Origin of the sequence: Micromonospora sp. DT81.3 (genome assembly GCF_049847225.1) — a bacterium.
GTDB lineage: Bacteria > Actinomycetota > Actinomycetes > Actinomycetales > Microbacteriaceae > Microbacterium.
In genome coordinates this window covers 42,763-66,724 of sequence record NZ_JBNCNY010000003.1, presented here as the reverse complement: position 1 = coordinate 66,724, position 23,962 = coordinate 42,763, and the positions used below count along the sequence as shown (strand labels likewise).

At 70.4% G+C, this 23,962-nt stretch carries 27 protein-coding genes and 1 tRNA gene; 21 read left to right on the top strand and 7 right to left on the bottom strand.

Annotated features, from left to right (window positions below; translation table 11 throughout):
- Positions 1 to 9: 9 nt before the first annotated feature.
- From ACPW96_RS08120 to ACPW96_RS08110, 3 genes are all read left to right on the top strand, one after another.
- Positions 10 to 810 (top strand): hypothetical protein, encoded by an 801-nt coding sequence (locus tag ACPW96_RS08120; RefSeq protein ID WP_425882653.1) that lies wholly within the window; start codon positions 10 to 12, stop codon positions 808 to 810.
- 53 nt (positions 811 to 863) lie between these two features.
- Positions 864 to 1,715: a hypothetical protein gene (locus ACPW96_RS08115; protein WP_425882652.1), complete on the top strand. Its 852-nt coding sequence runs from the start codon at positions 864 to 866 to the stop codon at positions 1,713 to 1,715.
- A 93-nt stretch (positions 1,716 to 1,808) separates the two neighbouring features.
- Complete coding sequence (locus ACPW96_RS08110) at positions 1,809 to 2,759, top strand: hypothetical protein (protein ID WP_425882651.1); 951 nt, start codon at positions 1,809 to 1,811, stop codon at positions 2,757 to 2,759.
- Here the strand turns inward: ACPW96_RS08110 and ACPW96_RS08105 are convergent.
- Positions 2,720 to 3,649 (bottom strand): aminoglycoside phosphotransferase family protein, encoded by a 930-nt coding sequence (locus ACPW96_RS08105; RefSeq protein ID WP_425882650.1) that lies wholly within the window; start codon positions 3,647 to 3,649, stop codon positions 2,720 to 2,722. The two genes, ACPW96_RS08110 and ACPW96_RS08105, sit on opposite strands and share 40 nt — an antisense overlap.
- Before the next feature lie 130 nt (positions 3,650 to 3,779).
- Here ACPW96_RS08105 and ACPW96_RS08100 point away from each other — a divergent pair, with 130 nt between their 5' ends.
- The 5 genes from ACPW96_RS08100 to ACPW96_RS08080 all read left to right on the top strand — a co-directional run bounded on the left by ACPW96_RS08100 (position 3,780) and on the right by ACPW96_RS08080 (position 8,888).
- Positions 3,780 to 4,577, top strand: coding sequence for a hypothetical protein (locus ACPW96_RS08100; protein WP_425882649.1), 798 nt, complete (start codon positions 3,780 to 3,782; stop codon positions 4,575 to 4,577).
- Between the two features lie 120 nt (positions 4,578 to 4,697).
- Complete coding sequence (locus tag ACPW96_RS08095; protein WP_425882648.1) at positions 4,698 to 5,483, top strand: DeoR/GlpR family DNA-binding transcription regulator; 786 nt, start codon at positions 4,698 to 4,700, stop codon at positions 5,481 to 5,483.
- Positions 5,480 to 6,436: a hexose kinase gene (locus tag ACPW96_RS08090; RefSeq protein WP_425820331.1), complete on the top strand. Its 957-nt coding sequence runs from the start codon at positions 5,480 to 5,482 to the stop codon at positions 6,434 to 6,436. The genes ACPW96_RS08095 and ACPW96_RS08090 overlap by 4 nt, the downstream gene beginning before the upstream one ends.
- 20 nt (positions 6,437 to 6,456) lie before the next feature.
- Positions 6,457 to 8,541, top strand: a complete 2,085-nt coding sequence (locus tag ACPW96_RS08085) for a PTS fructose transporter subunit IIABC (protein ID WP_425882647.1) — start codon at positions 6,457 to 6,459, stop codon at positions 8,539 to 8,541.
- Between the two features lie 77 nt (positions 8,542 to 8,618).
- Positions 8,619 to 8,888 (top strand): HPr family phosphocarrier protein, encoded by a 270-nt coding sequence (locus ACPW96_RS08080; RefSeq protein ID WP_425820333.1) that lies wholly within the window; start codon positions 8,619 to 8,621, stop codon positions 8,886 to 8,888.
- Positions 8,889 to 8,946: 58 nt separating this feature from the next.
- Here ACPW96_RS08080 and ACPW96_RS08075 read toward each other — a convergent pair whose 3' ends face one another.
- Entirely contained in the window at positions 8,947 to 9,579 is a 633-nt protein-coding gene (locus ACPW96_RS08075) for an MBL fold metallo-hydrolase (protein WP_425882646.1), read from the bottom strand.
- Positions 9,580 to 9,684: 105 nt separating this feature from the next.
- On the opposite strand from ACPW96_RS08075, the gene ACPW96_RS08070 reads away from it, so the two are divergent.
- A tRNA-Glu gene (locus ACPW96_RS08070) sits at positions 9,685 to 9,757 on the top strand.
- Between the two features lie 219 nt (positions 9,758 to 9,976).
- Positions 9,977 to 10,183 (top strand): KTSC domain-containing protein, encoded by a 207-nt coding sequence (locus ACPW96_RS08065; protein ID WP_425882645.1) that lies wholly within the window; start codon positions 9,977 to 9,979, stop codon positions 10,181 to 10,183.
- Positions 10,184 to 10,192: 9 nt separating this feature from the next.
- Here ACPW96_RS08065 and ACPW96_RS08060 read toward each other — a convergent pair whose 3' ends face one another.
- Both ACPW96_RS08060 and ACPW96_RS08055 read right to left on the bottom strand, forming a co-directional pair.
- Entirely contained in the window at positions 10,193 to 12,004 is a 1,812-nt protein-coding gene (locus ACPW96_RS08060; RefSeq protein WP_425882644.1) for a thiamine pyrophosphate-requiring protein, read from the bottom strand.
- A 16-nt stretch (positions 12,005 to 12,020) separates the two neighbouring features.
- Entirely contained in the window at positions 12,021 to 12,266 is a 246-nt protein-coding gene (locus ACPW96_RS08055; RefSeq protein ID WP_425882643.1) for a DUF2188 domain-containing protein, read from the bottom strand.
- Positions 12,267 to 12,461: 195 nt separating this feature from the next.
- Between ACPW96_RS08055 and ACPW96_RS08050 the strand changes: the two genes are divergently transcribed.
- The gene (locus ACPW96_RS08050; RefSeq protein WP_425882642.1) at positions 12,462 to 13,049 is read left to right on the top strand and encodes a PadR family transcriptional regulator; all 588 of its coding nucleotides are present in this window, start codon (positions 12,462 to 12,464) and stop codon (positions 13,047 to 13,049) included.
- Positions 13,050 to 13,115: 66 nt separating this feature from the next.
- Entirely contained in the window at positions 13,116 to 14,804 is a 1,689-nt protein-coding gene (locus tag ACPW96_RS08045) for an ABC1 kinase family protein (RefSeq protein WP_425882641.1), read from the top strand.
- A 12-nt stretch (positions 14,805 to 14,816) separates the two neighbouring features.
- Here ACPW96_RS08045 and ACPW96_RS08040 read toward each other — a convergent pair whose 3' ends face one another.
- The gene (locus ACPW96_RS08040; RefSeq protein WP_425820340.1) at positions 14,817 to 15,365 is read right to left on the bottom strand and encodes a hypothetical protein; all 549 of its coding nucleotides are present in this window, start codon (positions 15,363 to 15,365) and stop codon (positions 14,817 to 14,819) included.
- Between the two features lie 53 nt (positions 15,366 to 15,418).
- Positions 15,419 to 15,715, bottom strand: coding sequence for a DUF503 domain-containing protein (locus ACPW96_RS08035; protein WP_425882640.1), 297 nt, complete (start codon positions 15,713 to 15,715; stop codon positions 15,419 to 15,421).
- Positions 15,716 to 16,269: 554 nt separating this feature from the next.
- On the opposite strand from ACPW96_RS08035, the gene ACPW96_RS08030 reads away from it, so the two are divergent.
- The 5 genes from ACPW96_RS08030 (at position 16,270) to ACPW96_RS08010 (ending at position 19,589) form a co-directional block, all read left to right on the top strand.
- Positions 16,270 to 17,712: a cryptochrome/photolyase family protein gene (locus ACPW96_RS08030; RefSeq protein ID WP_425882639.1), complete on the top strand. Its 1,443-nt coding sequence runs from the start codon at positions 16,270 to 16,272 to the stop codon at positions 17,710 to 17,712.
- Between the two features lie 105 nt (positions 17,713 to 17,817).
- Positions 17,818 to 18,147, top strand: a complete 330-nt coding sequence (locus ACPW96_RS08025) for a DUF3140 domain-containing protein (protein WP_425882638.1) — start codon at positions 17,818 to 17,820, stop codon at positions 18,145 to 18,147.
- Positions 18,148 to 18,214: 67 nt separating this feature from the next.
- The gene (locus ACPW96_RS08020; RefSeq protein WP_425882637.1) at positions 18,215 to 18,616 is read left to right on the top strand and encodes a PPOX class F420-dependent oxidoreductase; all 402 of its coding nucleotides are present in this window, start codon (positions 18,215 to 18,217) and stop codon (positions 18,614 to 18,616) included.
- A 47-nt stretch (positions 18,617 to 18,663) separates the two neighbouring features.
- On the top strand, positions 18,664 to 18,828 hold the full coding sequence (locus ACPW96_RS08015; protein WP_425820345.1) for a hypothetical protein: 165 nt from the start codon (positions 18,664 to 18,666) through the stop codon (positions 18,826 to 18,828).
- Between the two features lie 38 nt (positions 18,829 to 18,866).
- Positions 18,867 to 19,589, top strand: a complete 723-nt coding sequence (locus ACPW96_RS08010; protein WP_425820346.1) for an NUDIX hydrolase — start codon at positions 18,867 to 18,869, stop codon at positions 19,587 to 19,589.
- A 7-nt stretch (positions 19,590 to 19,596) separates the two neighbouring features.
- Here the strand turns inward: ACPW96_RS08010 and ACPW96_RS08005 are convergent, their stop codons facing one another.
- Positions 19,597 to 20,643: a hypothetical protein gene (locus ACPW96_RS08005; RefSeq protein ID WP_425882636.1), complete on the bottom strand. Its 1,047-nt coding sequence runs from the start codon at positions 20,641 to 20,643 to the stop codon at positions 19,597 to 19,599.
- Between the two features lie 190 nt (positions 20,644 to 20,833).
- Here ACPW96_RS08005 and ACPW96_RS08000 point away from each other — a divergent pair, with 190 nt between their 5' ends.
- The 4 genes from ACPW96_RS08000 to ACPW96_RS07985 all read left to right on the top strand — a co-directional run bounded on the left by ACPW96_RS08000 (position 20,834) and on the right by ACPW96_RS07985 (position 23,959).
- Positions 20,834 to 21,232, top strand: coding sequence for a nitroreductase family deazaflavin-dependent oxidoreductase (locus tag ACPW96_RS08000; protein WP_425882635.1), 399 nt, complete (start codon positions 20,834 to 20,836; stop codon positions 21,230 to 21,232).
- Positions 21,229 to 21,912 carry an SGNH/GDSL hydrolase family protein gene (locus ACPW96_RS07995; RefSeq protein ID WP_425820349.1) on the top strand — a complete coding sequence of 228 codons (684 nt, stop codon included), beginning with the start codon at positions 21,229 to 21,231 and terminating at the stop codon, positions 21,910 to 21,912. The genes ACPW96_RS08000 and ACPW96_RS07995 overlap by 4 nt, the downstream gene beginning before the upstream one ends.
- 66 nt (positions 21,913 to 21,978) lie before the next feature.
- Entirely contained in the window at positions 21,979 to 22,344 is a 366-nt protein-coding gene (locus ACPW96_RS07990; protein WP_425820350.1) for a bleomycin resistance protein, read from the top strand.
- A gap of 142 nt (positions 22,345 to 22,486) precedes the next feature.
- Complete coding sequence (locus tag ACPW96_RS07985) at positions 22,487 to 23,959, top strand: ArnT family glycosyltransferase (protein WP_425882634.1); 1,473 nt, start codon at positions 22,487 to 22,489, stop codon at positions 23,957 to 23,959.
- Positions 23,960 to 23,962: the final 3 nt, after the last annotated feature.

The following is a 23,962-nucleotide window of genomic DNA, read 5'->3' as shown; positions in this document are numbered from 1 at the left end:
AATGGGGGCATGGGCGGGACGCAGGCGTCGCCCTCCCGGGCGGATCTGGCCGAGCTCGCCGAGCTGCGGCGGCGCGCGTATGGGCCGGAGGCGGACATAGGCGGCGACGCGGTCGCCTGCGCACGACTGATCGAGCTCGAGGCAGCACTGGGTTTCGCGAACGCGCTTCGGCCGGTCGAGGAGTCCGGGAGCGCGAACGAGTGGCGGGACGCATCCGAGACGGAGTCGATACCCGGGCGGATGCCGGTGGGCGTCGCTGCGGAATCACCCGCTGAACCGGGACCGGTGCAGCACTCCGCCCGCCAGATGCAAGCGCCCCGCTGGTGGCAGCGGCGCGCCGCGATCCTCGTCGACCTGGGGGTCGCCGTCGCCACTCTGGGTGTCCTCGCCTCGGTGCTCAGCCCTCCGTCGAGCGATGTCACGCTGCATCCGCGCACAGACGTTCCGGTGGAGGCATCCGTGGAACTCGGCAGCGCCGATGAGCTGAACTACCTCGGCATCTCACCGGGCGACGTGCGGCTGTACGACGAGTTCCGGGGCCTCAACATCTGGAGCGGGCCGCGCGGGACCAGCACGACCTGCATGTTCGTGACCACCGATGCCCGGCCGCGGTGGCGGGTCGATTGCTCACCGTGGAACGGCGAGCCGACGATCGACCTCGTCAAGTACCGCGAGTCTTCCCGGCTCTCCGGCATCGAGGCATGGGGCGATATGCCCGTGGGCAGCATGATCCGGCTCATCCTGCGGGACGGGGTCGTTCTCGCACAGACGGTGGACGCGCCGCCGCCGCTGGCCGGCCCCTCGCGCTGAAGCGCGCCGGCACACCATCGCCTGGCGTCCCGCTGCACGCGGATAATGGGGGGATGGACACGGCGCTGGGGTCGATCGACGAGTCGGACGAACTCGAGCGGCTGCGGGAGCGCGCGTACGGTCCGGATGCCGACATCGCCCAGGATGCCGCCGCCCAAGCCCGGCTCTCCGAGCTGGAGGCGGCCCGTCGGCTGTCGATCATCGCACCGGTCCCCGAGGTTCCCCGCGGTGGTGACGCCGCTCCGGCGTCGGGGCCTGCGCACGGGTCGATCTTCATGGCGACCGGTCCGGCGGGTGCCCCTCTCCCGGTTGATGCCCACCTGGAATCAGGTCCGGGGGCCCGGCTCGAGGAAGGGGCGGGGCCGGTCACGACGTCCGTCGGCGCGTCGGCGCCCGCGGCCGCGGTAGCGGGCGCACCCACGGGACTCGCCGCCACACCGTGGTGGCGCCGCCGACGCTGGCTGGCGATGATCGGCGGGTGCGTCGCTGCTGTGCTCCTCGTCGCGGCAGTGGTCAACTCGCTCGCGCCGCGCCCGGACTTCGTGCTCCAGCTGCAGGGGCCGGCCGGTGACGAGCAGGAGATCACCGACATGAACAGCAGCATCACATGGCTGGGCCTCGACCCGGAACAGCTGCTGAGGTTCGAGGACTTCCGGGGATTCCGGGTGTGGAGCGGTCCGACCCAGTACGGGACCGACTGCCTGATCATCTCCCGAGTCGACCAGGGACTCGCCGCCCTCGGCTGCTCGCCGGCCGGCCTCGCGACCATCGCCGATCTGCAGCGGTACTCCGGCGTCACCGATGAGGTCTTCGCCGACATGCCGACCGGAAGCATGATCCGATTCGTGCTCGACGGCGACCGCGTCGAGGTGTTCCTCGGTGAGGCGGAGGCTACGGCGTCCTAGGCGCGGAATCACCGGCCGCCGCGCGTCGCGGCGACGCGTCGCAGGGGATCGACACCCCTGGCCGGGCGGCGCTTGCGGGTGCACAATGGCCCCATGGACGCCGCGCTGCGGGCGGTCGAAGGGGACGAGCCGGATGAACTGAGGCGTCTCCGTGCGCGCGCGTACGGCCGGGATGCCGACATCTTGAGCGATCCCGTCGCTCTGGCGAGGTTGACGGAGCTCGAGGCGGCGAAGATCTCGCGGCAGACCGCGGCACACGCTGGGGGCGCGGGCGCCTCCGCCCCGGAACGAGGAACGCATACGCCGTGGGGGTCGCTCCAAGAACCGTCCCCGGTGCACGCACTGGAGTCGGTGCACGCACCGGAGTCGGTGCACGACCCGGAGCCTGTGCCCGCACTGGACCCGGTGCCCGCACTGGACCCGGTGCCCGCACTGGACCCGGTGCACGACCTGGAGCCTGTGCCCTGGCAGGAGCCGGGGCCCGAGCCGGAATCTACCCACGACCGGCGTCCGGCTTCCGGCTCGCCCTCAGCCTCCGCGCCCGTCGAGGCGTTCCCGCGCGCCTCACGCCCGTGGTGGCGCCGATGGCGGTGGTGGGTGGTCCTGGCGGGCGGGGCAGCGGCGCTGACCATCGCCGTCTCGGCTTTCAGCTGGTTGAGTCCTCGCCCGCCGGACTACGTCCTGCACCTCGTTCCGCAGTCACCCGAGGACGCCCCCGGACCCTACATCGGGGGCTACCTGGCGCAGTTCGGCATCGACGACGAAGGTCTGCGTCGGTTCGAGGACTTCAGGGGTTTCTCCGTCTGGAGCGGCGAGTCGCGCTACGGAACGGACTGCGTACTGGTCACCCATCGACAGGAAGGAGGAACGGGCGGCTGCGCAGCCGACGGCCTGATACCGACCGTCGACCTCACGCGATACCAGGGGTGGAGCGACAACCTCTTCCAGGGGATGCCGACCGGCAGTCTGGTGCGCTTCACGCTCGAAGGCGACCACGTGAACGTCTATCTCTCCTCGGCATCTCGAGTCGGGTCGGGTTCTTGAGCCAGCTCCGCAAGGCACTCCCGGCCGAGCGCGGCGTATGACGGGTTGTCGTCGCTGTGGGCCAGCAGCATGAGGGTGACGGCCGCCGCCCACGCGCGTGCGCGCGTCCACGTGGCCGCATCGACCCGGGTACCGCAGGCCTCCACGAACACCTTGCGCGCGGGGGCATCGAACGCCAGCCAGGCGACCGCGAGATCGTAGGCCGGATCACCGGCGGTGACGTCGCCGAAGTCGATGATGCCGGCCAGGGCCGATCCTGCCGTGATGACGTTTCCGGGATGCAGGTCGCCGTGGATCCACACCGGCACGCCGGCCCACGGGTCCGCTGCGAGCCCGGCCGCCCAGGCATCGGAGACCGCTCGCAGGTCGGCGGCCCCCAGCGTGCCTCCCAGGTGGCCGATGCGCTCGCGCACCGCATCCGCCCGTTCGCTCAGCGGAGCTCCCCGAAACGGGTTCCGGGGGTGGTCGTCCGGCGCAGCGACGTGCAGCGCCTCGAGGGCGGCGGCGAGCGGCTGCGCCCAGCCGGCACGGTCCCTGCGGTCGAGGGCAAGCCCTGGCCCGCCGTCGATCCAGGGCACGATCGACCACGACCACGGGAAGTCCTCGGTCGGTCCGCCGGCGAAGACCGGCGCGGGGACCTCGATGCCGGTCGGCCGGATCCGCTGCGCGATCGCCGGGAGCCACTGCTGCTCGTGCAGCACGAGCGGCGCGGCGACGGCCCGGCGGGGGAGTCGCACCGCGCGGTCCGACCCCAGCCGCCACACCGAGCAGTCCCACCCGTCGGCCGCGTGCGAGAGCGCGAGCCCGTCGGCTTGCGGGTACTGGCCGGCCAGCAGTCCGCGAACGAGCTCGGAGTCGATGATCACTTCGGCGGCTGGCTTGTCGGGCACGCCTGACAGCCTAGGGCGGGTGCCCCCGGTGGCACTCGCCGATGTTGTTCTGTCTGTCGATCTGTGGCTTCCGGGTGGCGGGGCCGGCAGGGGGGTTCTCTGCTGCCGAAGCGCCGCGCATAATGGCCCCGTGGACACGACGGGGCAGTCGGTCACGCCGGGAATCGCCGCCGAGCTTCAGCGGCTCCGTCGGCGCGCATACGGCCCGGATGCCGACATCGCCGGCGACCCCGCTGCTCAGGCCCGGCTCGCCGCCCTCGAGACCACCATCGGACGCACCACCCCGCCACTCCGCACGGGGGACGACGACGCGGATGACGCGGAGCCGACGCCCGCGCGGGCCGCGTCCGTGCAAGCCGCGTCTCCCCGACCCATCGAGGAGCCCGCGCTCGGGCGTCGTGGCATCGACGAGTCCGCTCCTCCCTGGTGGCGCCGCCGCGACATCCTTGCCCTGGCCGCCGCGCTGCTGCTGATCTGTGCGGGCATCCTGGTCGGGATGCCCGGCGCGCTGCCCCCCGTTCCGGCGGAGACCCTGCATATCCGAGCCGAGAGTGCCGGCGTCCCGTCCGCCCATCGCGCGGAGCTCGATGCCGCGGGATCCCTCAGCCACCTCGCCCTGGTCGATGACGGGCTGCGCCTGTACGAGGACCTCCGCGGCATCAACGTGTGGAGCGCACCGACGGTGCACGGCACGACGTGCCTGCTGCTCACGACGCGGTCGCAAGGCCTCTGGGCGGTGGCGTGCGCACCTTCCGAGACCGAACCCCGGATCGAGCTGAACAAGTACGGCAGCGTGCTGGTTCACCGTGACGAGGAAGACCCGTGGCACGGGATGCCGTTCGGCAGCCTCATCCGCGTGGAGCTTCGGGGCGACACGGTGCTCGTCTGGGACTATCCGGCACTCGGCCCCGTATCGCTCTTCGACTGAGCACCGTCATCACGGCGCACACCAGGCCGGCCACGGGTATCCGAATCTCTGCGTTTGCACCTTGTTTCATCTGTGTTTGTGTTGTAGCGTGTGGATATCTTCCGCACAACGAGGAGCACGATGTACGCAACGGAGCGGCAGGGCCGCATCGCCGAGGGGATCGCGACGCAGGGGCGTGTCTCGGTGGTCGAGCTCGCCTCGAGCCTCGGCGTCACGACCGAGACGATCCGTCGCGACCTTGACGCCCTCGAGAACGCCGGCCTCCTTCGCCGCGTGCACGGCGGAGCCATCGCCCCCCGCCGAGCCAGCCTGGTCGAGCCGTCGCTCGACGAGCGCTTCGGCATGGCAGGCACCGCCAAGGCTGCCATCGCCGCGCGTGCCCTGGAGATGATCGGCCGCGGCTATCGCGGCGCGGTCCTCATCGACGCCGGATCCACCACGGGGGCCCTCGCCACGCTGCTGCCGGGGCACGTCGCGGAGAACCAGGCGAACGTGGATGTCGTCACCCACGCGGTGCCGATCGCCCACGTCCTTTCCGCCGTTCCCGGTATCGACCTCACCGTCGTCGGGGGACAGGTGCGCGGTCTCACGGCCGCCGCCGTCGGCGCCTCCACGGTTCACGCCATCGAGAACCTGCGCTCCGACCTTGCATTCGTCGGCGTCAACGGCATCTCCGCCGACTTCGGCCTCAGCACCCCCGACCCGGGCGAGGCGGCCGTGAAGTCAGCGATCGTGAGGGGCGCGCGCAGGGTCGTCGTGCTGGCGGACTCGAGCAAGTTCGGGGTCGAGTCGCTCGTCCGCTTCGGCCGGCTTGAAGACGTCGACATCCTCGTGACGGACGAGAATCCGGATGCCGCGCTGGCGCGGACGCTCGACGAGGCCGGAGTGGAGGTGTGGCTCGCATGATCGTCACCGTGACTCCGAACCCGTCACTCGACCGTGCGATCGCCCTCGATAGCCCCCTCGAGGCGGGCGAGGTGCAGCGCGCGACCGGCGACCGGCAGGATGCCGGCGGCAAGGGCATCAATGTGAGCCGGGCACTCGCGGCCGCCGGCCTGGAGACCGTCGCGCTCTTCCCTGCCGCGATGACCGACCCCTTCATCCGGCTCGTCGAGGGCTCGGGCGTCGCGGCCCGCGCCGTACCCGTGGCAGGTCGGGTCCGCTCGAACATCACGCTCGTGGACCCCACCGGCACCACGACGAAGGTCAACCTTCCGGGTGATGCCTCCGTGGCCTCCGCCGCCGAGCTCCTCGTGACCGAGATCGTGGAGGCATCCGCCGGCACGACGTGGCTCGTGCTGGCCGGATCGCTGCCGCCCGGGCTCGGCGACGACTTCTTCGCACGCGTCACCCGCATGGTGCGCAAGCGATGGGGAGCGGATGCCCCTCTCATCGCCATCGACACGTCCGGCGGTCCGCTGCGCGGAGCGGTCGAGGCCCACCCCGACCTGATCAAGCCCAACGGCGAGGAGCTCGCCGAGCTTCTCGGCGAGGAGCCGGGCGACGACGCCGAGCATCCGGCGGTCGCCCTCGAGCGTGCGCGCCGGCTCGTGCCGGAGCGCGTCGGAGCGGCCCTCGTGACCCTCGGTTCGCGCGGCGCCCTCTACGTCGACGCCGACACCGCGCTGTTCGCACCGGCGCCGAAGATCACCGTCCGCAGCACGGTCGGTGCGGGCGACAGCTCGCTCGCCGGCTTCCTGATCGCCGACGGCGGCGACCCCGCCGATCGGCTGGCCAGTGCCGTCGCGTACGGTGCGGCCGCGGCCTCCCTCCCCGGTACGCAGACCCCGACCCCGGCGGACGCGAGCATGCTCGTCACCGTCACCGACTGGACGGCCGGACCCCCGGCCGGACTTTGACCCTCGAAGAGGAGAGTTCCATGGCCAACACGATCACCCCAGAGCTGGTGACGCTCGACGCCGATCTCGGCGCCGACAAGTCAGCCGTCATCCGGGCACTCGCCGCGCGTGTCGTGGCGGAGGGCCGGGCGACCGACGCCGACGCCCTGCACGCCGACGCGTGGGCCCGCGAGCAGAAGGATGAGACCGGGCTGCCGGGCGGGATCGCGATCCCGCACGCGAAGAGCGCCGCCGTCACGCAGCCCTCCCTCGCGTTCGCCCGCCTGAAGCCCGGCGTCGACTTCGGCGCCCCAGACGGCCCGGCCGACCTCGTCTTCCTGATCGCCGCGCCCGCGGATGCCGCGGAGGCGCACCTCGCGGTGCTCTCCAAGCTCGCGCGCAGCCTGATGCAGGACGACTTCACCGCCGGTCTCCGGGCCGCCGAGACCAACGACGACGTCGTCGCCATCGTGCGCAACGCCATCGGCGAAGGGGATGCCGCGGCCCCGGCATCCGCGTCTGCCGCTGCGGTCCCGGCTGCCGCGGCCGTCCCGGCCGCGTCCGCTGCCACCGCCGCACCACCCGCCGCGACCGCCGTCGCCGACGGACTGAGCGTCGATGGGCGCCCGGCTCGCATCGTCGCGGTCACCGCGTGCGCCACGGGTATCGCCCACACGTTCATGGCGGCCGACGCGCTCACCGCCGCGGGCAAGAAGAACGGCATCGACCTCGTGGTCGAGCCGCAGGGATCGAGCGGCTATCAGGCGATCGATCGCAGCGTCATCGACAACGCCGACGCGGTGATCTTCGCCACCGACGTCGATGTGCGGGAGCAGCAGCGGTTCGCCGGCAAGCCGGTCATCCGATCGGGTGTGAAGCGCGGAATCGAGCAGCCCGATCAGATGATCCGCGAAGCCGTCGCCGCCGCGAACAACCCGAACGCGGCGCGCGTGAGCGGCACCGCCAGCCAGGGAGGCGCCACCGACGCCGCACCGCTGTCGATGGGAGCGCGCATCCAGCGGATCCTTCTCACCGGCGTCAGCTACATGATCCCGTTCGTCGCCGGTGGCGGTCTGCTGATCGCGATCGGCTTCGCCCTCGGCGGCTACGAGGTGGGCAACGAGGCCGGCACGGTCATCGTCGACAACGCACTGTGGGATCTGCCGGCCGGAGGGCTCGGACAGTACCTCGGCTCCGTCGCCTTCATCATCGGCGTCACATCTATGGGCTTCCTCGTCTCGGCCTTGGCGGGGTACATAGCCTTCGCCATCGCCGATCGCCCTGGAATCGCCCCGGGATTCGTGGCAGGTGCCGTGGCCGTGCTGATGAACGCCGGCTTCATCGGCGGTATCGTCGGCGGTCTCATCGCCGGTGTCGTCGCCTGGTGGCTGGGACGCCTGGCCGCACCCCGGTGGCTGCGCGGCCTCATGCCCGTCGTCATCATCCCACTCATCGGCTCGATCATCGCCTCGGGTCTGCTGATCCTCTTCCTCGGTCGCCCGATCGCGACGCTGATGGAGGGCCTGAACACCTGGCTGACCGATCTTGCCGGAACCTCCGGAATCATCATCGTCGGCGTCATCCTCGGCCTGATGATGTGCTTCGACCTGGGCGGCCCCGTCAACAAGGTAGCCTACGCGTTCGCCGTCGCCGGACTCTCGGCCGGTACCGCCGAGAATCCCACTCCGTACCTGATCATGGCCGCCGTCATGACGGCGGGCATGGTGCCGCCGCTCGCGATGGCTCTGGCCTCGACGGTGCTCGCCCGAAAGCTGTTCACACCCGTCGAGCGCGAGAACGGAGTCGCCGCCTGGCTGCTCGGAGCGGCATTCATCAGCGAGGGCGCGATCCCGTTCGCCGCCGCGGACCCGCTTCGCGTCATCCCCTCCTCGATGGTGGGTGGAGCCGTGACGGGTGCCCTCAGCATGGCGTTCGCCGTCCAGTCGCTGGCGCCGCACGGAGGCATCTTCGTCCTCTTCGCGATCAACCCGATCTGGGGCTTCCTGCTGGCCCTCGTTGCGGGTGTGCTCGTCTCGGGATTCCTCGTGGTGGCCGCGAAGCGCTACATCGCGCCGAAGGAACTCGCCGCGGCAGAGGACATCCCCGCGGTCGCCGTTCCGGTGTGACCCTCGCCTCCGCATCCTGGATGCGGAATGCTTGACCCACTCGTCGAACCATCAGCACGTCGAAGAAAGGAAGTCCCATGGCAGAGCGCCAGGCCACCATCGCGAGCGCCTCAGGGCTGCACGCCCGCCCAGCGAAGCTGTTCGTGCAGGCCGTGCAGGAGAAGAAGATCCCCGTGACGATCGCGACCGAGGGCGGTCCCGACCTGAACGCCGGCAGCATCCTGTCCCTCATGGGTCTGGGCGCGTCGAACGGCACGGTCGTGACGCTGAAGGCCGAGGGGGATGGCGCCGAACAGGCGCTCGACGAACTCGTCGCTCTGCTCGAGACGGACCTCGACGCCGAGTAGTCGCCGCATCGAAGGCGCCCGCCGACCGTCCCGGTCGGCGGGCGCTTCTGCGTTCGGGTTACGCGTCGAGCCCCTCGCCCGGATCGAGGAAGAAGAACTCGCCACCGTTCTCCTCCGTGGCCCACTTCAGGCGGGCCCGCGCCATGTCCCGACCGATGACCGACAGTGTCATGTCGTGCGTCCCGAACGCCATCTTCGGCTTCACGGCGAGCACGAAGTCCATCGCCTCGCCGATCTTGAGCCACGGTGCGCCGATCGGCGCCGCCAGCAGGTTGACATCGACTCCGCGCGGGACGGCATACGAGTCCCCGGGGTAGTACAGCGACCGGTTCACCAGCACCCCGACGTTGTCCACGACGGGGATCGTCTTGTGGATGACGGCGTGCTCGCCGCCGAAGAATTCGAGCGTGAAGGGATCCAGATCCACCGTGTCACCGGGCGCGACGACGGTGATGTCATAGCCGGCCGCAGCCTTGGCTACGCCCTCCGGAGCATAGATCGGGATGCCGGGTGCGCCCTTGAGGATGCGGTCGAGGTGCTCGGGGGTCCAGTGGTCGGCGTGCTCGTGCGTGAGCACGAGGCCGATCACGGGTCCGAGGTTGTCCAGAGGGGTCGTGAACGACCCGATATCGATGAGGAGGCTCTTCCCCGAGTCGTCTACCCGGAGGGCGGCATGTTCGTACTTCGTCACTCGCATCGTCCGAGTCAAGCGGTCCATATGGGGACTGGCAAGGGGCGCTCCCTCGATTTGTTGAGGCGCCCCGGCCCATGGCATACTTGTCAGGTTGTCTTGTGAGGCCCCATCGTATAGCGGCCTAGTACGCCGCCCTCTCACGGCGGTAACGCGGGTTCGAATCCCGCTGGGGTCACAAGCGCAGAATGCCCGTCCGAAGGACGGGCATTCTGCGTTTATGGTTACGGCAGGGTGAGAAACGCACCGCGGGCGGGCCCCGCCGCCGGAGGCTCCACACGTCGCGAAGCGACGAGTGGAGGGGCGGTGGGACGAATCCCCCTCGGGCCACCGCAGGAGAATTGCCTCGGGCCACCGCAGGAGAATCGCCTCGGGTCACCGACGGAGAGGATGCGCAATGAAGATGCACCCGATCACCTCGGACAGCCTCCACGCCGTCGGATACGACGATGCACGAAGAACCCTCCGCATCGAATTCCGGAACGGCGGCGTCTACGACTACTTCGACGTCGACCCGTCGCTCTATGACGCCATGCTTCAGCCCCATCCGTGGCGGACACTCAGCGAGACCGTCAAGGCGCACGCGTACCGAAGGGTGCGCTGACGCCCGGGCTCACACGCCGCCGAGGCGCTCCTCGATCTCCACGTAGGCATCGAGCAGCCGAAGCGCCCGGGCCGCCTGGGGGCCGCCCTCGGCGGCTTCAGCCTCCAGCGAGGACCGCATCTGCTCGAGCTTGTCACCGGCCGCGGCGAGGGGTGGGAGCATCGGTGTGGCCGGGTCGGTCTCGATCGCCAGCACGCACGGGCGGTCGGCCGCCCAGGCCCGCTGCCACGCGGCATCCACGTCATCCGCGGCGGACACCCGTTCCCCGGCCAGGCCGAGCACGCGCGCATACTCCTCGTAGGGCACCGCCGGCAGGGCCTGACTGGCTTCGAAGGGCGGGCTTCCCTCCATTTCCCGCTGCTCCCAGCTGACCTCGGCCAGATCGCGGTTGTCGAAGACCGCGATCACGAACCGCGGATCCGGCCAGCGCTGCCACCGCGAGGCGACCGTCACGAGCTCGGCCAGGCCGGTCATCTGCATGCCGCCGTCGCCCGAGAGCACCACGACGGGCCGGTCCGGGGCCGTGAGCTTGGCTGCCAGGCCATACGGGATTCCGCAGCCCATGCTCGCCAGCGTCCCCGACACGTGCGCGGGCACACCGGGCGGCAGGATGAGCTGGCGCGCGTACCAGTAGACGACGCTGCCCACGTCGAGTGCCACGCGGGCGTCGGCGGGCAGGTGCTCGTTCAGGGCGCGCATCGCGGCCTCGGGGTTCCGTGGCTCGGCTTCCACCGCGGCCCGTTCGGCGCTGATGTCGCGCCAGCGCCGGACGACATCCCGCACGCGTTCGCCCCAGGCCGGGTCGGATGCCGGCGCGGCCGCTTCGCGCAGGCCGCGCAGGGTTGCCGCAGCATCCCCGGCCAGTCCCACATCCACCGCACTGCGGTTGCCGATCATGCGCGGGTCGATGTCGATCTGAACCGTCTTGGCCTGCCCGGGCTGGGGATAGAACTCGGTCCAGGGGTCGTTGGAGCCGACGATCAGCAGCGCGTCGCACTCCGCGAAGACCTGAGCGCTCGCGGTCGTGCCGAGGTGCCCCATCGTGCCGGCGGCGTAGGGGAGGCGCTCGTCGACGTACGGCTTGCCGAGAAGGCTCGTGATGACCGCGGCTCCCAGGTGCTCGGCCAGGGCGACCACCTCGTCGACGGCGCCGGCGGCCCCCTGCCCCACGAGGAAGGCGGGGCGCCGCGCCGCGCCCAGAAGCGCGGCAGCCTCGGCGATGCGGTCGTCGACGGCGCGAACGATAGGTCGGTCGAAGGTCGCGGCGCTCGGCACGATGCCGTGTTCATGCGGATGCTCGGGCTCGGGCTCCGACTGCACGTCGTGGGGCAGGATGACCACAGCGGGGGAGCGGGAGGCCAGCGCCGCGCGGAATGCCCGGTCGATCACCATCGGCACCTGCTCGGCGGTCGAGACCTCCGCGATGTAGCTAGCGGCTACGTCCGAGAACAGGGTGCGCAGGTCGATCTCCTGCATGTACCCGGATCCGAGCACGCTGCGGTGCTGCTGGCCGATCAGGGCGACGACCGGCACGTGGTCGAGTCTGGCGTCGTACAGACCGTTCAGCAGGTGTACGGCGCCCGGGCCCTGCGTCGAGAGGACCACGCCCACCCCGCCGGCGTACTTCGCCTCTCCGACCGCCATGAAGGCCGCGTTCTCCTCGTGCCTCGCCTGGACGAAGTCGACTCCGCCCTCAGAGCGGCGGAGAGCGTCGAGTACGCCGTTGATCCCGTCTCCGCTGTACCCGTACACGCGCGATACGCCCCACTCGACGAGGCGATCGACGATCGCGTCGGACACCGTCCGCTGCTGGTCAGCCATCGGCTCCTCCCTTCGCCTACTCGGGGTCGTCGTCGCCGCCGACCACGACGATGTCGTCATCCACATCGCCGCCGTCCGTGATGACGCCGGTCGGTTCGGCGTCGAGCACGCTGTGACGGGTGCCGAGCTCGTCGGCGAGCCGCTGCCCCGCCTCGACGGCCTCTTCCCGACTGCTGAAGCTCTGCGACAGATCCTCTTCACCGATCACCCGGTTCACCCACTGCCCGCGCTTCGAGCGCGTCTCCACATCGCCATCGGCCATGTTCGATCCCTTCGTCTGTGCCCGACGGTATGCGGCGGCGCCCGGGTCACGGAGGGGCTTGCAAGTGACGGATGCCGTGTGCAAGAGGCGGCATCGGGGCCTGAATCCTTCCTGGGAAACGCCCCGCCAGGCCGCTCAGCGATATATCGTCGAGTATCGCTGGACCCACGGGGGTCCAGGACAGAGGAGGTCATCATGAGCGGTTCCAACATCGGGGATTGGTTCGGCGGAAGCAGCGGCGGCAGCGGCGGGCGCGGCACCGGCGGAGGCTGGCCGACCGGCGGCCTCTGGGAGGCGATGGAGAATCTGCGCGGACAGTTCGAGCAGAAGGTCGGCGGCACGCGGATGGGCAAGGGCGACGTTCGCTCGGCGGTGCTCGCGCTGCTCGCCGAGAAGCCGATGCACGGGTACCAGATCATCCAGGAGATCGACGACCGGAGCGGCGGGTCGTGGAAGCCGAGCCCCGGTTCGGTGTACCCCACCCTGCAGCTGCTCGCCGACGAAGGTCTCATCCTCGCCGAGGAGTCCAACGGTCGCAAGACGTACTCGCTGACCGTAGAGGGACGCGCGGTCGCGGATGCCTCGGGCGACCGGTCCGCGCCGTGGGAGGCGTCGAGTTCCCGCGACAGCGGGCGCGCGACGGCTCTGCCGAAAGCGGGCATCGATCTCGCTCAGGCCGCCGCACAGGTCGGACGCTCGGGCAACCCGGATCAGGTGAAGCAGGCCGTCGCCGTGCTCGAAGAGGCGCGACGTAAGCTCTTCAGCATCCTCGCCCAAGACTGACCCTGCTGAACGACGCTGCAGCTGAACGACGACGCGGCCGCAGTACGTCGGCGTCAAGGAGACTCGATGGCCGACGTCGGCAACATGCGGGCACGCTACCGCCGGATCACGCGGTTTGCCGCCCGGTATCTGGTCCAGGCGTGGTGGTACGAACTGTTCCTTCCACGCCTGGGCCTCTCCCGGATCTCCGCACGCGGTCGTGCGGCGCGGCTGCAGCGGATCGCGCAGCGCTTCCACGTGCTCGCGGTCGACCTCGGCGGGCTCATGATCAAGGTCGGCCAGTTCATGTCGTCGCGCCTCGACGTGCTGCCTCCCGAGATCACGAAAGAGCTCGCGGGGCTGCAGGACGAGGTCCCACCCGTCCCGTTCCCCGCGATCCGGGCCCTCGCCGAGGCGGAGCTTGGCGTGCCGCTCGAGCGCGCGTACTCGTTCGTCGATCCGACGCCTCTCGCCGCGGCATCCCTCGGTCAAGCGCACAGGGCGCGACTCTCGGATGCCGATGCCGCCCAGACGGGTCTGACCGACATCGTCGTGAAGATCCAGCGGCCGGGGATCGACGAGGTCGTCGACGTCGACCTGCGCGCGCTTCGCCGGGTGGCCGGATGGCTGTCCCGCGTGCGTGTCGTCGCGGACCGCGTGGACATGCCGGCCCTCGTCGAGGAGTTCGCCGCGACGAGCATGGAGGAGATCGACTACCTGCATGAAGCGGCCAGCGCCGAGCGCTTCGGCGAGCTGTTCCGCGATGATGCCCGGGTGAGTGTCCCGGAGGTCGTCTGGGAGCGCACCACGCGGCGGGTGCTGACTCTGCAGGACGTCACGGCGATCAAGATCAACGATGTGGAGGGCCTGCGAGCGGCGAGCATCGACCCGTCAGAGGTCGCGACCGAGTTCGCGGCCGTCATGTTCGATCAGCTGTTCGCCGACGGGTTCTTCCATGCGGATCCGCACCCGGGCAACATCTTCGTGACTCCTCGCGTCGGGCCGGAGGCCCGGTCCTGGACCCTCACATTCATCGACTTCGGCATGATGGGGGAGGTCCCGGATGGCCTGCGGCGCGGGCTGCGGCGCATCCTCATCGCCGCCGCATCGCGGAACGGCAAGGGCATGGTCGACGGCATGCGCGACGTGGGCGTGCTGCTTCCGTCTGCGGACACCGCCGAGCTCGAGCGCGCGATGACCAAGCTGTTCGCTCGCTTCGGCGGGATGGGGTTCGCGGAGCTGCAGGAGGTCGATCCGCGCGAGTTCCGCGACTTCGCGATCGAGTTCGGCGACGTCGTCCGCTCGCTGCCGTTCCAGCTGCCGGAGAACTTCCTGCTGATCGTGCGCGCGATGTCGCTGACGTCGGGAATGTGCAGCTCACTCGATCCCGCATTCAACATCTGGGACGCGGTCGAGCCGTACGCAAATCGCCTGATCCGCGAGGAGTCGGGCAACGTGGTGCAAGGATTCGCCCGGCAGGCCGTGTCGAGTGCGAGCGTCGCTGCGCGGCTTCCGCAGCGGCTCGACGAGCTGGCCACGCGAATCGAAGACGGGCGCCTGGTGGCTCAGGTCCCGCGGATCGAGCGACGGCTCGATCGCGTGGAGCGGATGGTGCGGCGTGTCGTCTCGGCGATCCTCTTCGCGGCGCTGCTGATCGGCGGCATTGTGCTCCGTGCGGATGAGGCCATTCTCGGGACCGTTTTGATGGCGGCATCCGTTCTACCGCTGCTGCATGCCCTGTTCGCAGGTTGGGCCAGCGGCCGTGGGCCGGCGTAGACCCTCTGCGGGTCAGTCTCGGAGACCCACCCTGTCGGGGATCTCGAACGGGAGGTGCGGCAGCCAGGCCGCAGGGTCGGGCCACGCCCGCGACGACGGGAGCTTGCGCAGCAGGCGGCGCACCGCGGCATCCCGCGGCGTCGTCGGGGCCGGCGAAGTGAGAACCCGGCGGGGGGCGTGGTGCCCGAGGGCACCGCACCACCAGTGTCGCCAGGTGTCGGGAGCGCCCTCCGGTTCGAGCACGATGTAGTAGTCGGGCATGAGCGCGGAGCCGGCCTCGAAGAGCGCGAGGGCGTTCTCGACTTCCAGCTCGAGCGCCCCGAGCGTCGACCGCTCCTCGAACAGCTCCACCCACGCCGCGGCCACGTGCTCGAGCGGGTCCGCGTCGTGCACGATCCACGGTGTGCCGGCGGCGGTGATGCGCCGTGTCGCCAACGTGGGCTCGCTGTCACGCAAGGCGAGAACCTCGACCCCTCGGATGCCGTCCAAAGTGGCCAGTGCATCCTCCGAGTGCTCGCCGACGATTGCTATCACCGTCCCGGTGTTCATCGAGTGCGCCATGTTCGATGGTATGTCGGCGAGGCGCCGGAGGGCGGGATCTTCTCGGCGGGGATTCAGTCCTCGCTCGAGTGGAGCCCCTGCCGCGCCGACAGGATCGTGATCTCCGGATGCGCCTCCGCGAACTGGTGATCCACGCGGTCGAGCACATCCCTCACGTGCGCCGCGTCGCTCGCGACGACCGACAGGCCGATCCGGGCCCTTCGGTGCAGGTCGTGGTGCCCGACCTCCGCCGCGGCCGCTTCGGTGCGCCGGCTCAGGTCGGCGATCAGTGGCCGGATGACGCTGCGCTTCTCCTTCAGAGAGTGCACATCGCCGAGCAGCACGTCGAACTCCATCCATCCGATCCACACCCTTGCGAGTCTGCCAGGCGCCGCGGGTTCCGGCACGGTGGCGGACACGCCCGCGGCCGCACCCGGAGCACCGCGGGCACCGCGGGCTCAACGGCGGGGATCGTCTCCGACACGCCGACTCCGGATGCCGCAACCCGGCGTGTCGCCGAGGATCCCCGCCGTTGTGCCCCGGCCCGATGGCCCCGGCGGATGACCGACACAGAACCCCGATCTCTCCGTCGCGCACCCCGAGCACAACGGCGGGGATCGTCTCCGACACGCCGACACCGGATGCCGCTGCCCGGCGTGTCGCCGAGGATCCCCGCCGTTGTGCACGACCGGCCCTCGCCCAGGCCCGATGGCCCCGGCGGATGACCGACACAGAACCCCGATCTCTCCGTCGTGCGACCCCGAGCGCAACGGCGGGGATCGTCTCCGACACGCCGTCACCGGATCCGCTGCCCGGCGTGTCGCCGAGGATCCCCGCCGTTGTGCACCACCGGCCCTCGCCCGGCGCGGCGACCGGCACCCTCCCGACGACCCCTCCGGTATCGGGCGAGTGGCATCATGGCCGCATGAAAGCCGCGCTCGTGCTCGCCACTCAGGTCTTCGAGCGGCATCCGGCCTTCGACGACCCCGAGATCGACCTCGTGCTTTTCATCGAATCGGATGCCGCCTTCCGTCGCCGCCGGTACCACTCGCACAAGATCGTGCTGCTGCTCGCCGCCATGCGGCACGCGGCGGACCGGCTCGCGCGCTCGGGGACGAGGGTGGAGCGGGTCGGGCTCGAGAGCGGCCTCGGATTCCTGGACGGCCTTCGCGCCCTCGTCCGGGAGCACGGGATCGACGCACTCGCGTGGATGAGCGCCACCGACCGCGGGATCGACCAGCGACTGCTGCGGTTCTGCACCGACCAGGGCCTGCGGACGCGCGTCTACCCGGACGCCCTGTTCCTCACACCGGCGCCGGTCATCGACGAGTGGTTCGCCGCCGCGCCGCCGAGCGCGCGGATGGAGGACTTCTATCGGTGGCAGCGCCGCCGCACCGGCATCCTGATGGACGGCGACCGGCCCGCCGGGAGGCGCTGGAACTTCGATGCCGACAACCGCGAACCGCTTCCGCGCACCGGGATCGACGTCCCGGCGCTGCCGGTGCTCCCTCACGACGAGATCACCCGCGGCGCCATCGCCGAGGTGACCGAGCGATTCCCCGACGCGCCCGGGGATCCCCAGAACTTCTGGCTTCCGGTCGCACCGGACTCGGCGCGAGCCTGGCTCGGGGACTTCGTCGAGCACCGCCTCGCCCTGTTCGGCCGATACGAGGACGCAATGGCGGAAGGCGAGCCGTTCCTGTTCCACTCGGTCAGCAGCGCCCTGCTGAACATCGGGCTGCTGACGGTGGAGGAGGTCGTCGCCACGACACTGGCTGCCCGGGATCGGGTGCCGTTGGCATCGCTCGAGGGATACCTGCGCCAGGTGATCGGATGGCGGGAGTACATGCGCGGCGCCTACCGCGCCATGCCGGAACTCCGAGAAGCGAACCACCTGGGGCAGACGCGCCGACTCGAACCATGGTGGTACACCGGATGCGACATCCCCGACGACCTGCCGGTACCGGTGCGCACGGTGCTCCAACGCGTGCACCGGTGGGGTTACGCCCACCACATCGAGCGGCTCATGGTGCTCGGCAACTGGTTCCTGCTGCAGGGGTACGACCCGCGCGAGGCGTACGAGTGGTTCTCGACGATGTTCGTCGATGCGTACGAGTGGGTGATGGTGCCGAACGTGCAGGGCATGAGCCAGTACGCAGACGGCGGCCGGGTCGCGACGAAGCCGTACATCTCGGGCGGCGCGTACCTGCAGAGGATGGGCTCATGGTGGCGGAACGATCGCGAGGCGCGCGGGTCGGAGTTCACGACCGCCTATTGGGAGTTCCTCGAGGCGCACGAGGATCAGCTCGTGGGCAATCCCCGGCTCGAGCTGCCGCTGGCGCAGATGCGCAAGCGGCGCAGCGGGTGAGGACGCAGCGGGTCAGGAGGCAGCGGGTGAGAACACAGTGGTGGGGAAGGTGAACACGGCTGTCAACCCGTTGGCGGCACGGCCTCCGGCTCGAAGAATGGAATCGTGACTGACGACGACGCAACGACGGAGAAGAAATTCTCGGATGCGGTGAACATGACCGCCTCGCAGATCGAGAAGTGGCTCGACACCGACGAGTCCAAGAGCGTGGGCGACCGCTCCGGCGGGGGAGAGTCGACGGGGCACGCGTCCGGGCGAAGGATCATCGACATCCTGCGCAAGAAGAAGGCCGAGCTCATCGACGGTGATCGGGAGCACATGCGGAAGGTCGTGGGGTACGTCCACCGCCACCTCGCCCAGCGGCCGTCGGGGGATGTCACCGACACACCCTGGCGCTACTCGCTGATGAACTGGGGACACGACCCGAGCAAGTAGGCCGGGCGACGCCTGAGCCTCGCGCGGATCGGGTCCACGATCGGTGACCGTCATCCAGGATGAGAACATGCCCACCCACTACGACACCATCCCCGCCCGCTACCGTCGCCTGCTCGCGCTGCCCCTCTACGGTCACCTGGGCACCATCCGCCCCGACGACACGGTGCAGGTGACCCCGATGTGGTTCGAGTTCGACGGCGAGAATCTTCGCTTCACGCACACGACGTACCGGCAGAAGTACCGCAACCTGCAGCACAACTCCTCGATGGCGCTGTCGATCATCGACCCCGATGATCCGCATCGCTACCTTGAAGTGGCTGGTCGGCTGGTCGAGACCCTTCCGGACCCCGATGGCCTGTTCTACGTGCGGCTGCAGAACCGCTACGGCAACCCGAGTTCTACACCGCCGAACGACAAGGCCGATCGCGTGATCCTGGTGATGTCGATCGAGCGGTCGACGAAGCAGTAGCCGCACGCCGCCTGGCGCCGCCGTGCGCCGGCGCGGACAATGAATCCATGACCGACCCCGCGCCGCAGGATGAGGACCCCGTCCTGCTCGTCTCCCGGATCGCGGAGTCGCTGCCCGCGCTCGACGCGGAGGCGCTCGAGAGGCTCGCCGGCGCGCTCGATGAGCTGACGGAGGCCGTCGGTCTGCTCATGACCGCAGACGACGGCGAGTAGCGACCGCTCCACCTGCCGCACGGGCGTAGCCTGAACGGATGCCCGCCGATCACGCCCCGCAGAGCGCTCGGGCTCAGCTGATCGCCCTCGCCGACCAGTCCGCGAACGGCCATGGGGTGCCCGGATGGCGTGTGCTCACCGACCTGCCCGACGTTCCGGATGCCCGCTCCGCGGCCGTGCTGATGCTGTTCGGCGTCCTCGATTCGCTCGAGAGCGACCATGAGGCGCAGGCCCGGGCGGTCTCGCGCGACCTCGACGTGCTCCTGCTCGCCCGGGCATCCACGCTGCGTTCGCACCCCGGGCAGGTCGCCTTTCCCGGCGGGCGGGTCGATCCGGGCGACGAGTCGGTGGTCGCTGCGGCGCTGCGCGAGGCGCGAGAGGAGACGGGCCTCGACCCGGACGGCGTGGAGGTGCTCGGAGAGCTGGAGAACATCCCTCTGGAGTACTCACGGCATCTGGTGACGCCCGTGCTCGCCTGGTGGCGGCATCCGTCGCCCGTGCGCGTCGTCGACGAAGCCGAGTCGGCCGACGTGTTCCGGGCGGGCGTCGCGGATCTGCTGAACCCCGCCAACCGCGGCTCGACGGTGATCCGCCGGGACGGGCAGGAATGGCGCGGCCCCGGCTTCGTCGTGGGGCACGCGACGGGCGAACACCTCGTGTGGGGATTCACCGGCATGCTGCTGGACGGACTCTTCGACCGCCTCGGCTGGACCGAGCCGTGGGACCCCAGTCGCGAGCTTCCGCTCGTGCTGCCCGACTAGCGCGGGGTCAGTACCAGCCGACCGACTGCGAGTGCGCCCACGCCCCGCACGGCGTTCCGTAGCGGCCCGCGATGTAGCCGAGGCCCCACGCGACCTGCGTGGCGGCGTTCGTCTGCCAGTCGGCACCGGCCGACGCCATCTTGCTGCCGGGGAGAGCCTGCGGGATGCCGAACGCACCGCTCGACGCGTTGTAGGCGCGATAGTTCCAGCCCGACTCCTTGTTCCACAGCGGCACGAGGCAGGAGGAGAACTGGTCATCGCCCCAGCCGTAGTTCGCGGCGGCCATACTCCGCGCGGTCGCCTGCGCGCCCGCGGGGCTGTTGTCACCGCCCCCCGTGGCGACGGGCATCGGGGCGGCGCCGCCGCCGGACGAGCGCGCCGGCGCGGACGCCTTTGCAGCGGCAGCCTTCGCCGCTTCGGCTTCGGCCGCGGCCGCCGCGGCAGCCGCCGCCGCCTCGGCCTCGAGTCGCGCCTTCTCAGCGGCCTCTTCAGCAGCCTTGCGCGCCTTCGCCTCGTCGAGGAGTCGGCGCAGCTCCGAGACCCGGCCGTCGACGGAGTCGACCAGGCCGTTCAGCTCGTCGGTCAGATACGGCAGGAAGGGGGTTGCAGCGCTGTTCGCGCCGGAGAGCCGCTCGACCGTGGCCTCGAGCTCGGCGGTGTCGATGGAGGTGTCCGGCTGTCCCAGGTCCAGACCCGTCGCTTCGATGTCGGCAGCGAGCACCAGCGCGGCCGCCTTCGTCGCGTCGGCGGCTGTCAGAGCTTCGCGTGCCTCCCCCGAAGCGCTGTCGCTCTCCGCCGCGACCGAAGCCATGGCGGGCGCCGATGTCGCGAACGACGCCAGCGCGATGCTCGGCGAACCGAAGGCCGAGCTCTGCGACGAGGCGGACGCCTCGGCCGACGAGGCCGGGGCTGTCGCGACGCCGGCGGTGGCGAACAGGCCCAGCGCGAGGCCCGCGGCGATGATCGCCGACCGGCGATCACGACGGGTCATCGCCGAGCGGCGGTCGCGACGACGGGGCTGAATGGCGGGCGAAGGGGTGCTGAGAGAGCGCATGAAAACCGAGTTCCGTATATGAAGACCGAGCCGATGGGGCGGCGAGTGCACCCGCTCGCGGGACGCAAAGCACCGAGTCTGCACGGCGCGTCTGGACGATTCCCGTGTATTACCTGTGTGCCGCGAACATGGCCGAGCACCGGAACCAGCACCGCTCGCGCTTCCGAGGCGCGAAGAGCATCCTGGACTCATGACAGGCGCGCAGCGGAGATCAGGCCCTCCGAAGGCTCTTCAGCGGGCGACCGAATCGATCGCGATGCTCCTCGCCGGCCGCCGTTGGTTCCCCCTGTGGGCGGTGATGCATCATCGAGGGCGACGCTCCGGCGGCGAGTACGCCACCCCCGTCGCGGTGATCCCCACCATCGACCGTGGCACCATCCTGATCGGCCTGCCATGGGGTGCGGGCACGAACTGGGCGCGGAACGTCGAGGCCGCCGGGGGAGCGCAACTCACCTGGAAGGGGCGCGAGCACCGGGCCGCGTCGCCTCGGATCATCGATCCCGCAGAAGCCGCCTCCCTGGCGAAGCCGATGTTCCGGCTCGTCGTGCGGCGGATGCCGGCCGCCATCGCGCTGAGACGGGTGCCGTGACCGCCGCCGCTCGAGCGCGCGGCCTTCTCGTGGCGCTGGCCGCGGCATCCGCGCTGCTGCTCACCGCCTGCGCGCCGCTCGCCGACCCCACCCCGCCGGGGGCGAGCGATCTGCCGGAGGACGCGCCCGTGGTCGCCTTCTACGGCGACTCGTACACACGAGGCACAGGCGCGTCCGATCCCTCATTGCGCTGGTCGACACGCATCGCCCAGGAACGAGGGTGGCGGGAGTTCAATCCGAGCGTCGATGGGCTGGGATTCGTGAACAACCGCACCGAGACGCGGGCGGACCTGCCGGGCGAGATCATCGAAGCCGATCCCGACATCGTTCTCGTCACAATGGGCTTGAACGACGCGTTCAGCTACGACCGGGCCGGCAGCGGCATCCGCGATCAGATCGAGAAGGACTTCGAGCGCCTGAAGACGGAGCTCCCGGATGCCCGCTTCGTCGTGGTGGAGCCGTTCTGGTACACATCCGATCGCCCGGCGTCGATCGAGGCGATCGTCGGCTGGGTGGAGGCCGCCGCCGACGACATCGGCGCCGACTACATACCGGGCGCCTCCCGCTGGATCCAGGGGCGGGAGGGCGAGATGGCGGCCGATGGGCTGCATCCGAACGACGACGGGTACGAGCTGATCACGCAGAGGATGGATGCGGCGCTCAGCGACCTCGGACTGTAGCCGGCGCCGCGCGGAGGCATCGACGGGGGCTTCACTTCGCGCGCCGAGTCGTCGTAGGTTCGGTGGATGGCGGATCGCTCAGTGCCGAACCTTCCCTCCCGCGACTTCGACGCGACCATCGACTTCTACACCGGCTTCGGGTTCGAGGTGTCGTATCGCGACGGCGGGTGGCTGATCCTCGCCCGCGGAGGGGTCGTGCTCGAGTTCTTCCTCGCCCCCGAGCACGACCCGTACAGCAGCTGGTTCATGGCGAGCATCCGCGTCGGCGACCTCGATGGGCTCTATGCGGCGGTGCGGGGCAGCGGCGTGCCGGAGGCGGATTCGGGCATTCCACGGCTCGTTCCCGTCGCCCTGCAGGAGTGGGGCCAGCGGGCGGGGTATCTCGTGGACCCCGACGGGACTCAGCTGCACCTCATCGAGGATGCCGGTTAGCGTCGGAGCGCGAGAAGCTGCCGCCCGCGCCCACACCGGCGGCGCCCGCCGGTACCGTCGCGGTGGTACGACCCCCCGGGAAGCGAGCCTTGGCGCGGTCGTGTCTGCGGCCGGGAGCGGCCGCGCTCGCTAGCCTGAGCACGTGATCGCCGACGATACCCGCACGACGGTGCACCGGCATCCGCTGGCGACCTCGCACGTCGTCGGGGCGATGCTCGCGCTGACGGTGGTGCTCGCCATGCTCTCGCCGCAGTACGGATATCACCGCGACGAACTCTACTTCCGGATGCTGCCACCGGCGTGGGGCTACACGGATCTGCCGCCGCTGACGCCGCTGCTCGCACGCCTGTCGATCGCGGTGCTCGGCGACAGCGTCGTCGCGCTCCGGGTCATCGCCCTGCTCTGCGCCGCGGCATCCATCGTCCTGCTCGTCCTCATCACGCGCGAGGTGGGCGGTACCCGGCGGGCGCAGGCTTACACGGCCTGGGGGATGGCGGGCACGACCGGAACGCTGCTGTTCGGGCACGTCCTGCTCACCGCAAGTCTCGACCTCGTGGTGTGGCCGGCGGCGCTGCTCTTCGCGATCCGCGCTGTCCTGCGCGATGACGGCCGGTGGTGGCTCGCGGCCGGTGCCCTGATCGGCGCGAGCACGTTCAACAAGCTCCTCGTGGTCGTGCTCATGATCGGGATCGCCGGGGGACTCGCGGTCTGCGGTCCTCGGCGCTGGTTCGCCTCCGCGTGGCTCTGGGGAGGTGTGGCGCTCGCGGGGCTCCTTGCACTGCCGAATGTGATCTACCAGGCGACGCACGGGTGGCCGCAGCTCGCGATGGGCGCGGCGCTCAGCGAGAACAACGCCGAGGAGGTGCGCGTCATGATGTGGCCGATGCTGGTGCTGCTCGTCGGCCCGGTGCTCGCCGTGTTCTGGGTGGTGGCACTCGTGGCGGTGTTCCGCAGGCCTCGCTGGAGGCCCCTGCGCTTCCTCGCGGTCACGTTCGCCATCGTGGTGGTGTTCGTCTTCGTCGGAGGCACCCAGTTCTACTACACCGCGGGGGTGCTGTCGGTGCTCTCGGCGGTGGGCGCCGCCGTCGTCGCCGACTGGGCGCGCACCCGGGCGAGACGCGTGCTGGTGCCGGCCCTGCTCGGCGTCAATGCGGTCGCCTGTGCGATCGCGTCGCTTCCGGTGCTGCCGGTGCAGGCGTTCGGTGCGACGGGGCTCGCGAACATCAACTCCGCAGCGGCGGATCAGGTCGGATGGGAGCGATACGTCGAGCAGGTGGTGGATGCCGCGGCATCCGCCGAAGCGGACGTCGTCATCGCGACGAACTACGGCGAGGCCGGCGCTCTGAACCGGTTCGGCGCCGGGCTGCCGCCCGTCGTCAGCGGCCACAACGCCCTGTGGGCACTCGGCGCCCCCGCCGAGGATGCCGAGACCGTGCTGATCGTCGGATGGCAGGCGACTCGCGCTCAGGAGTGGTTCACGCAGTGCGACGTCGTCGCGGTCTTGGACAACGGTGTCGGAGTGGACACCGAGGAGCAGGAGGCACCTCTCATGCGTTGCTCGTTCCCGCTGGCGCCCTGGAGCGTGCTGTGGGAGAGGTTCCGGCACCTGGACTGAGCG

Coding starts and splice junctions, on each gene's coding strand:
- ACPW96_RS08080 (WP_425820333.1), top strand. CDS start 8,619: ATGGCAGAGCGCCAGGCCACCATCGCGAGCGCCTCAGGGCTGCACGCC.
- ACPW96_RS08050 (WP_425882642.1), top strand. CDS start 12,462: ATGAGCGGTTCCAACATCGGGGATTGGTTCGGCGGAAGCAGCGGCGGC.
- ACPW96_RS08010 (WP_425820346.1), top strand. CDS start 18,867: ATGCCCGCCGATCACGCCCCGCAGAGCGCTCGGGCTCAGCTGATCGCC.
- ACPW96_RS08115 (WP_425882652.1), top strand. CDS start 864: ATGGACACGGCGCTGGGGTCGATCGACGAGTCGGACGAACTCGAGCGG.
- ACPW96_RS08060 (WP_425882644.1), bottom strand. CDS start 12,004: ATGGCTGACCAGCAGCGGACGGTGTCCGACGCGATCGTCGATCGCCTC.
- ACPW96_RS08015 (WP_425820345.1), top strand. CDS start 18,664: ATGACCGACCCCGCGCCGCAGGATGAGGACCCCGTCCTGCTCGTCTCC.
- ACPW96_RS08085 (WP_425882647.1), top strand. CDS start 6,457: ATGGCCAACACGATCACCCCAGAGCTGGTGACGCTCGACGCCGATCTC.
- ACPW96_RS08095 (WP_425882648.1), top strand. CDS start 4,698: ATGTACGCAACGGAGCGGCAGGGCCGCATCGCCGAGGGGATCGCGACG.
- ACPW96_RS08045 (WP_425882641.1), top strand. CDS start 13,116: ATGGCCGACGTCGGCAACATGCGGGCACGCTACCGCCGGATCACGCGG.
- ACPW96_RS08065 (WP_425882645.1), top strand. CDS start 9,977: ATGAAGATGCACCCGATCACCTCGGACAGCCTCCACGCCGTCGGATAC.
- ACPW96_RS08110 (WP_425882651.1), top strand. CDS start 1,809: ATGGACGCCGCGCTGCGGGCGGTCGAAGGGGACGAGCCGGATGAACTG.
- ACPW96_RS07990 (WP_425820350.1), top strand. CDS start 21,979: ATGGCGGATCGCTCAGTGCCGAACCTTCCCTCCCGCGACTTCGACGCG.
- ACPW96_RS08055 (WP_425882643.1), bottom strand. CDS start 12,266: ATGGCCGATGGCGATGTGGAGACGCGCTCGAAGCGCGGGCAGTGGGTG.
- ACPW96_RS08020 (WP_425882637.1), top strand. CDS start 18,215: ATGCCCACCCACTACGACACCATCCCCGCCCGCTACCGTCGCCTGCTC.
- ACPW96_RS08030 (WP_425882639.1), top strand. CDS start 16,270: ATGAAAGCCGCGCTCGTGCTCGCCACTCAGGTCTTCGAGCGGCATCCG.
- ACPW96_RS08120 (WP_425882653.1), top strand. CDS start 10: ATGGGCGGGACGCAGGCGTCGCCCTCCCGGGCGGATCTGGCCGAGCTC.
- ACPW96_RS08090 (WP_425820331.1), top strand. CDS start 5,480: ATGATCGTCACCGTGACTCCGAACCCGTCACTCGACCGTGCGATCGCC.
- ACPW96_RS08000 (WP_425882635.1), top strand. CDS start 20,834: ATGACAGGCGCGCAGCGGAGATCAGGCCCTCCGAAGGCTCTTCAGCGG.
- ACPW96_RS08040 (WP_425820340.1), bottom strand. CDS start 15,365: ATGGCGCACTCGATGAACACCGGGACGGTGATAGCAATCGTCGGCGAG.
- ACPW96_RS08005 (WP_425882636.1), bottom strand. CDS start 20,643: ATGCGCTCTCTCAGCACCCCTTCGCCCGCCATTCAGCCCCGTCGTCGC.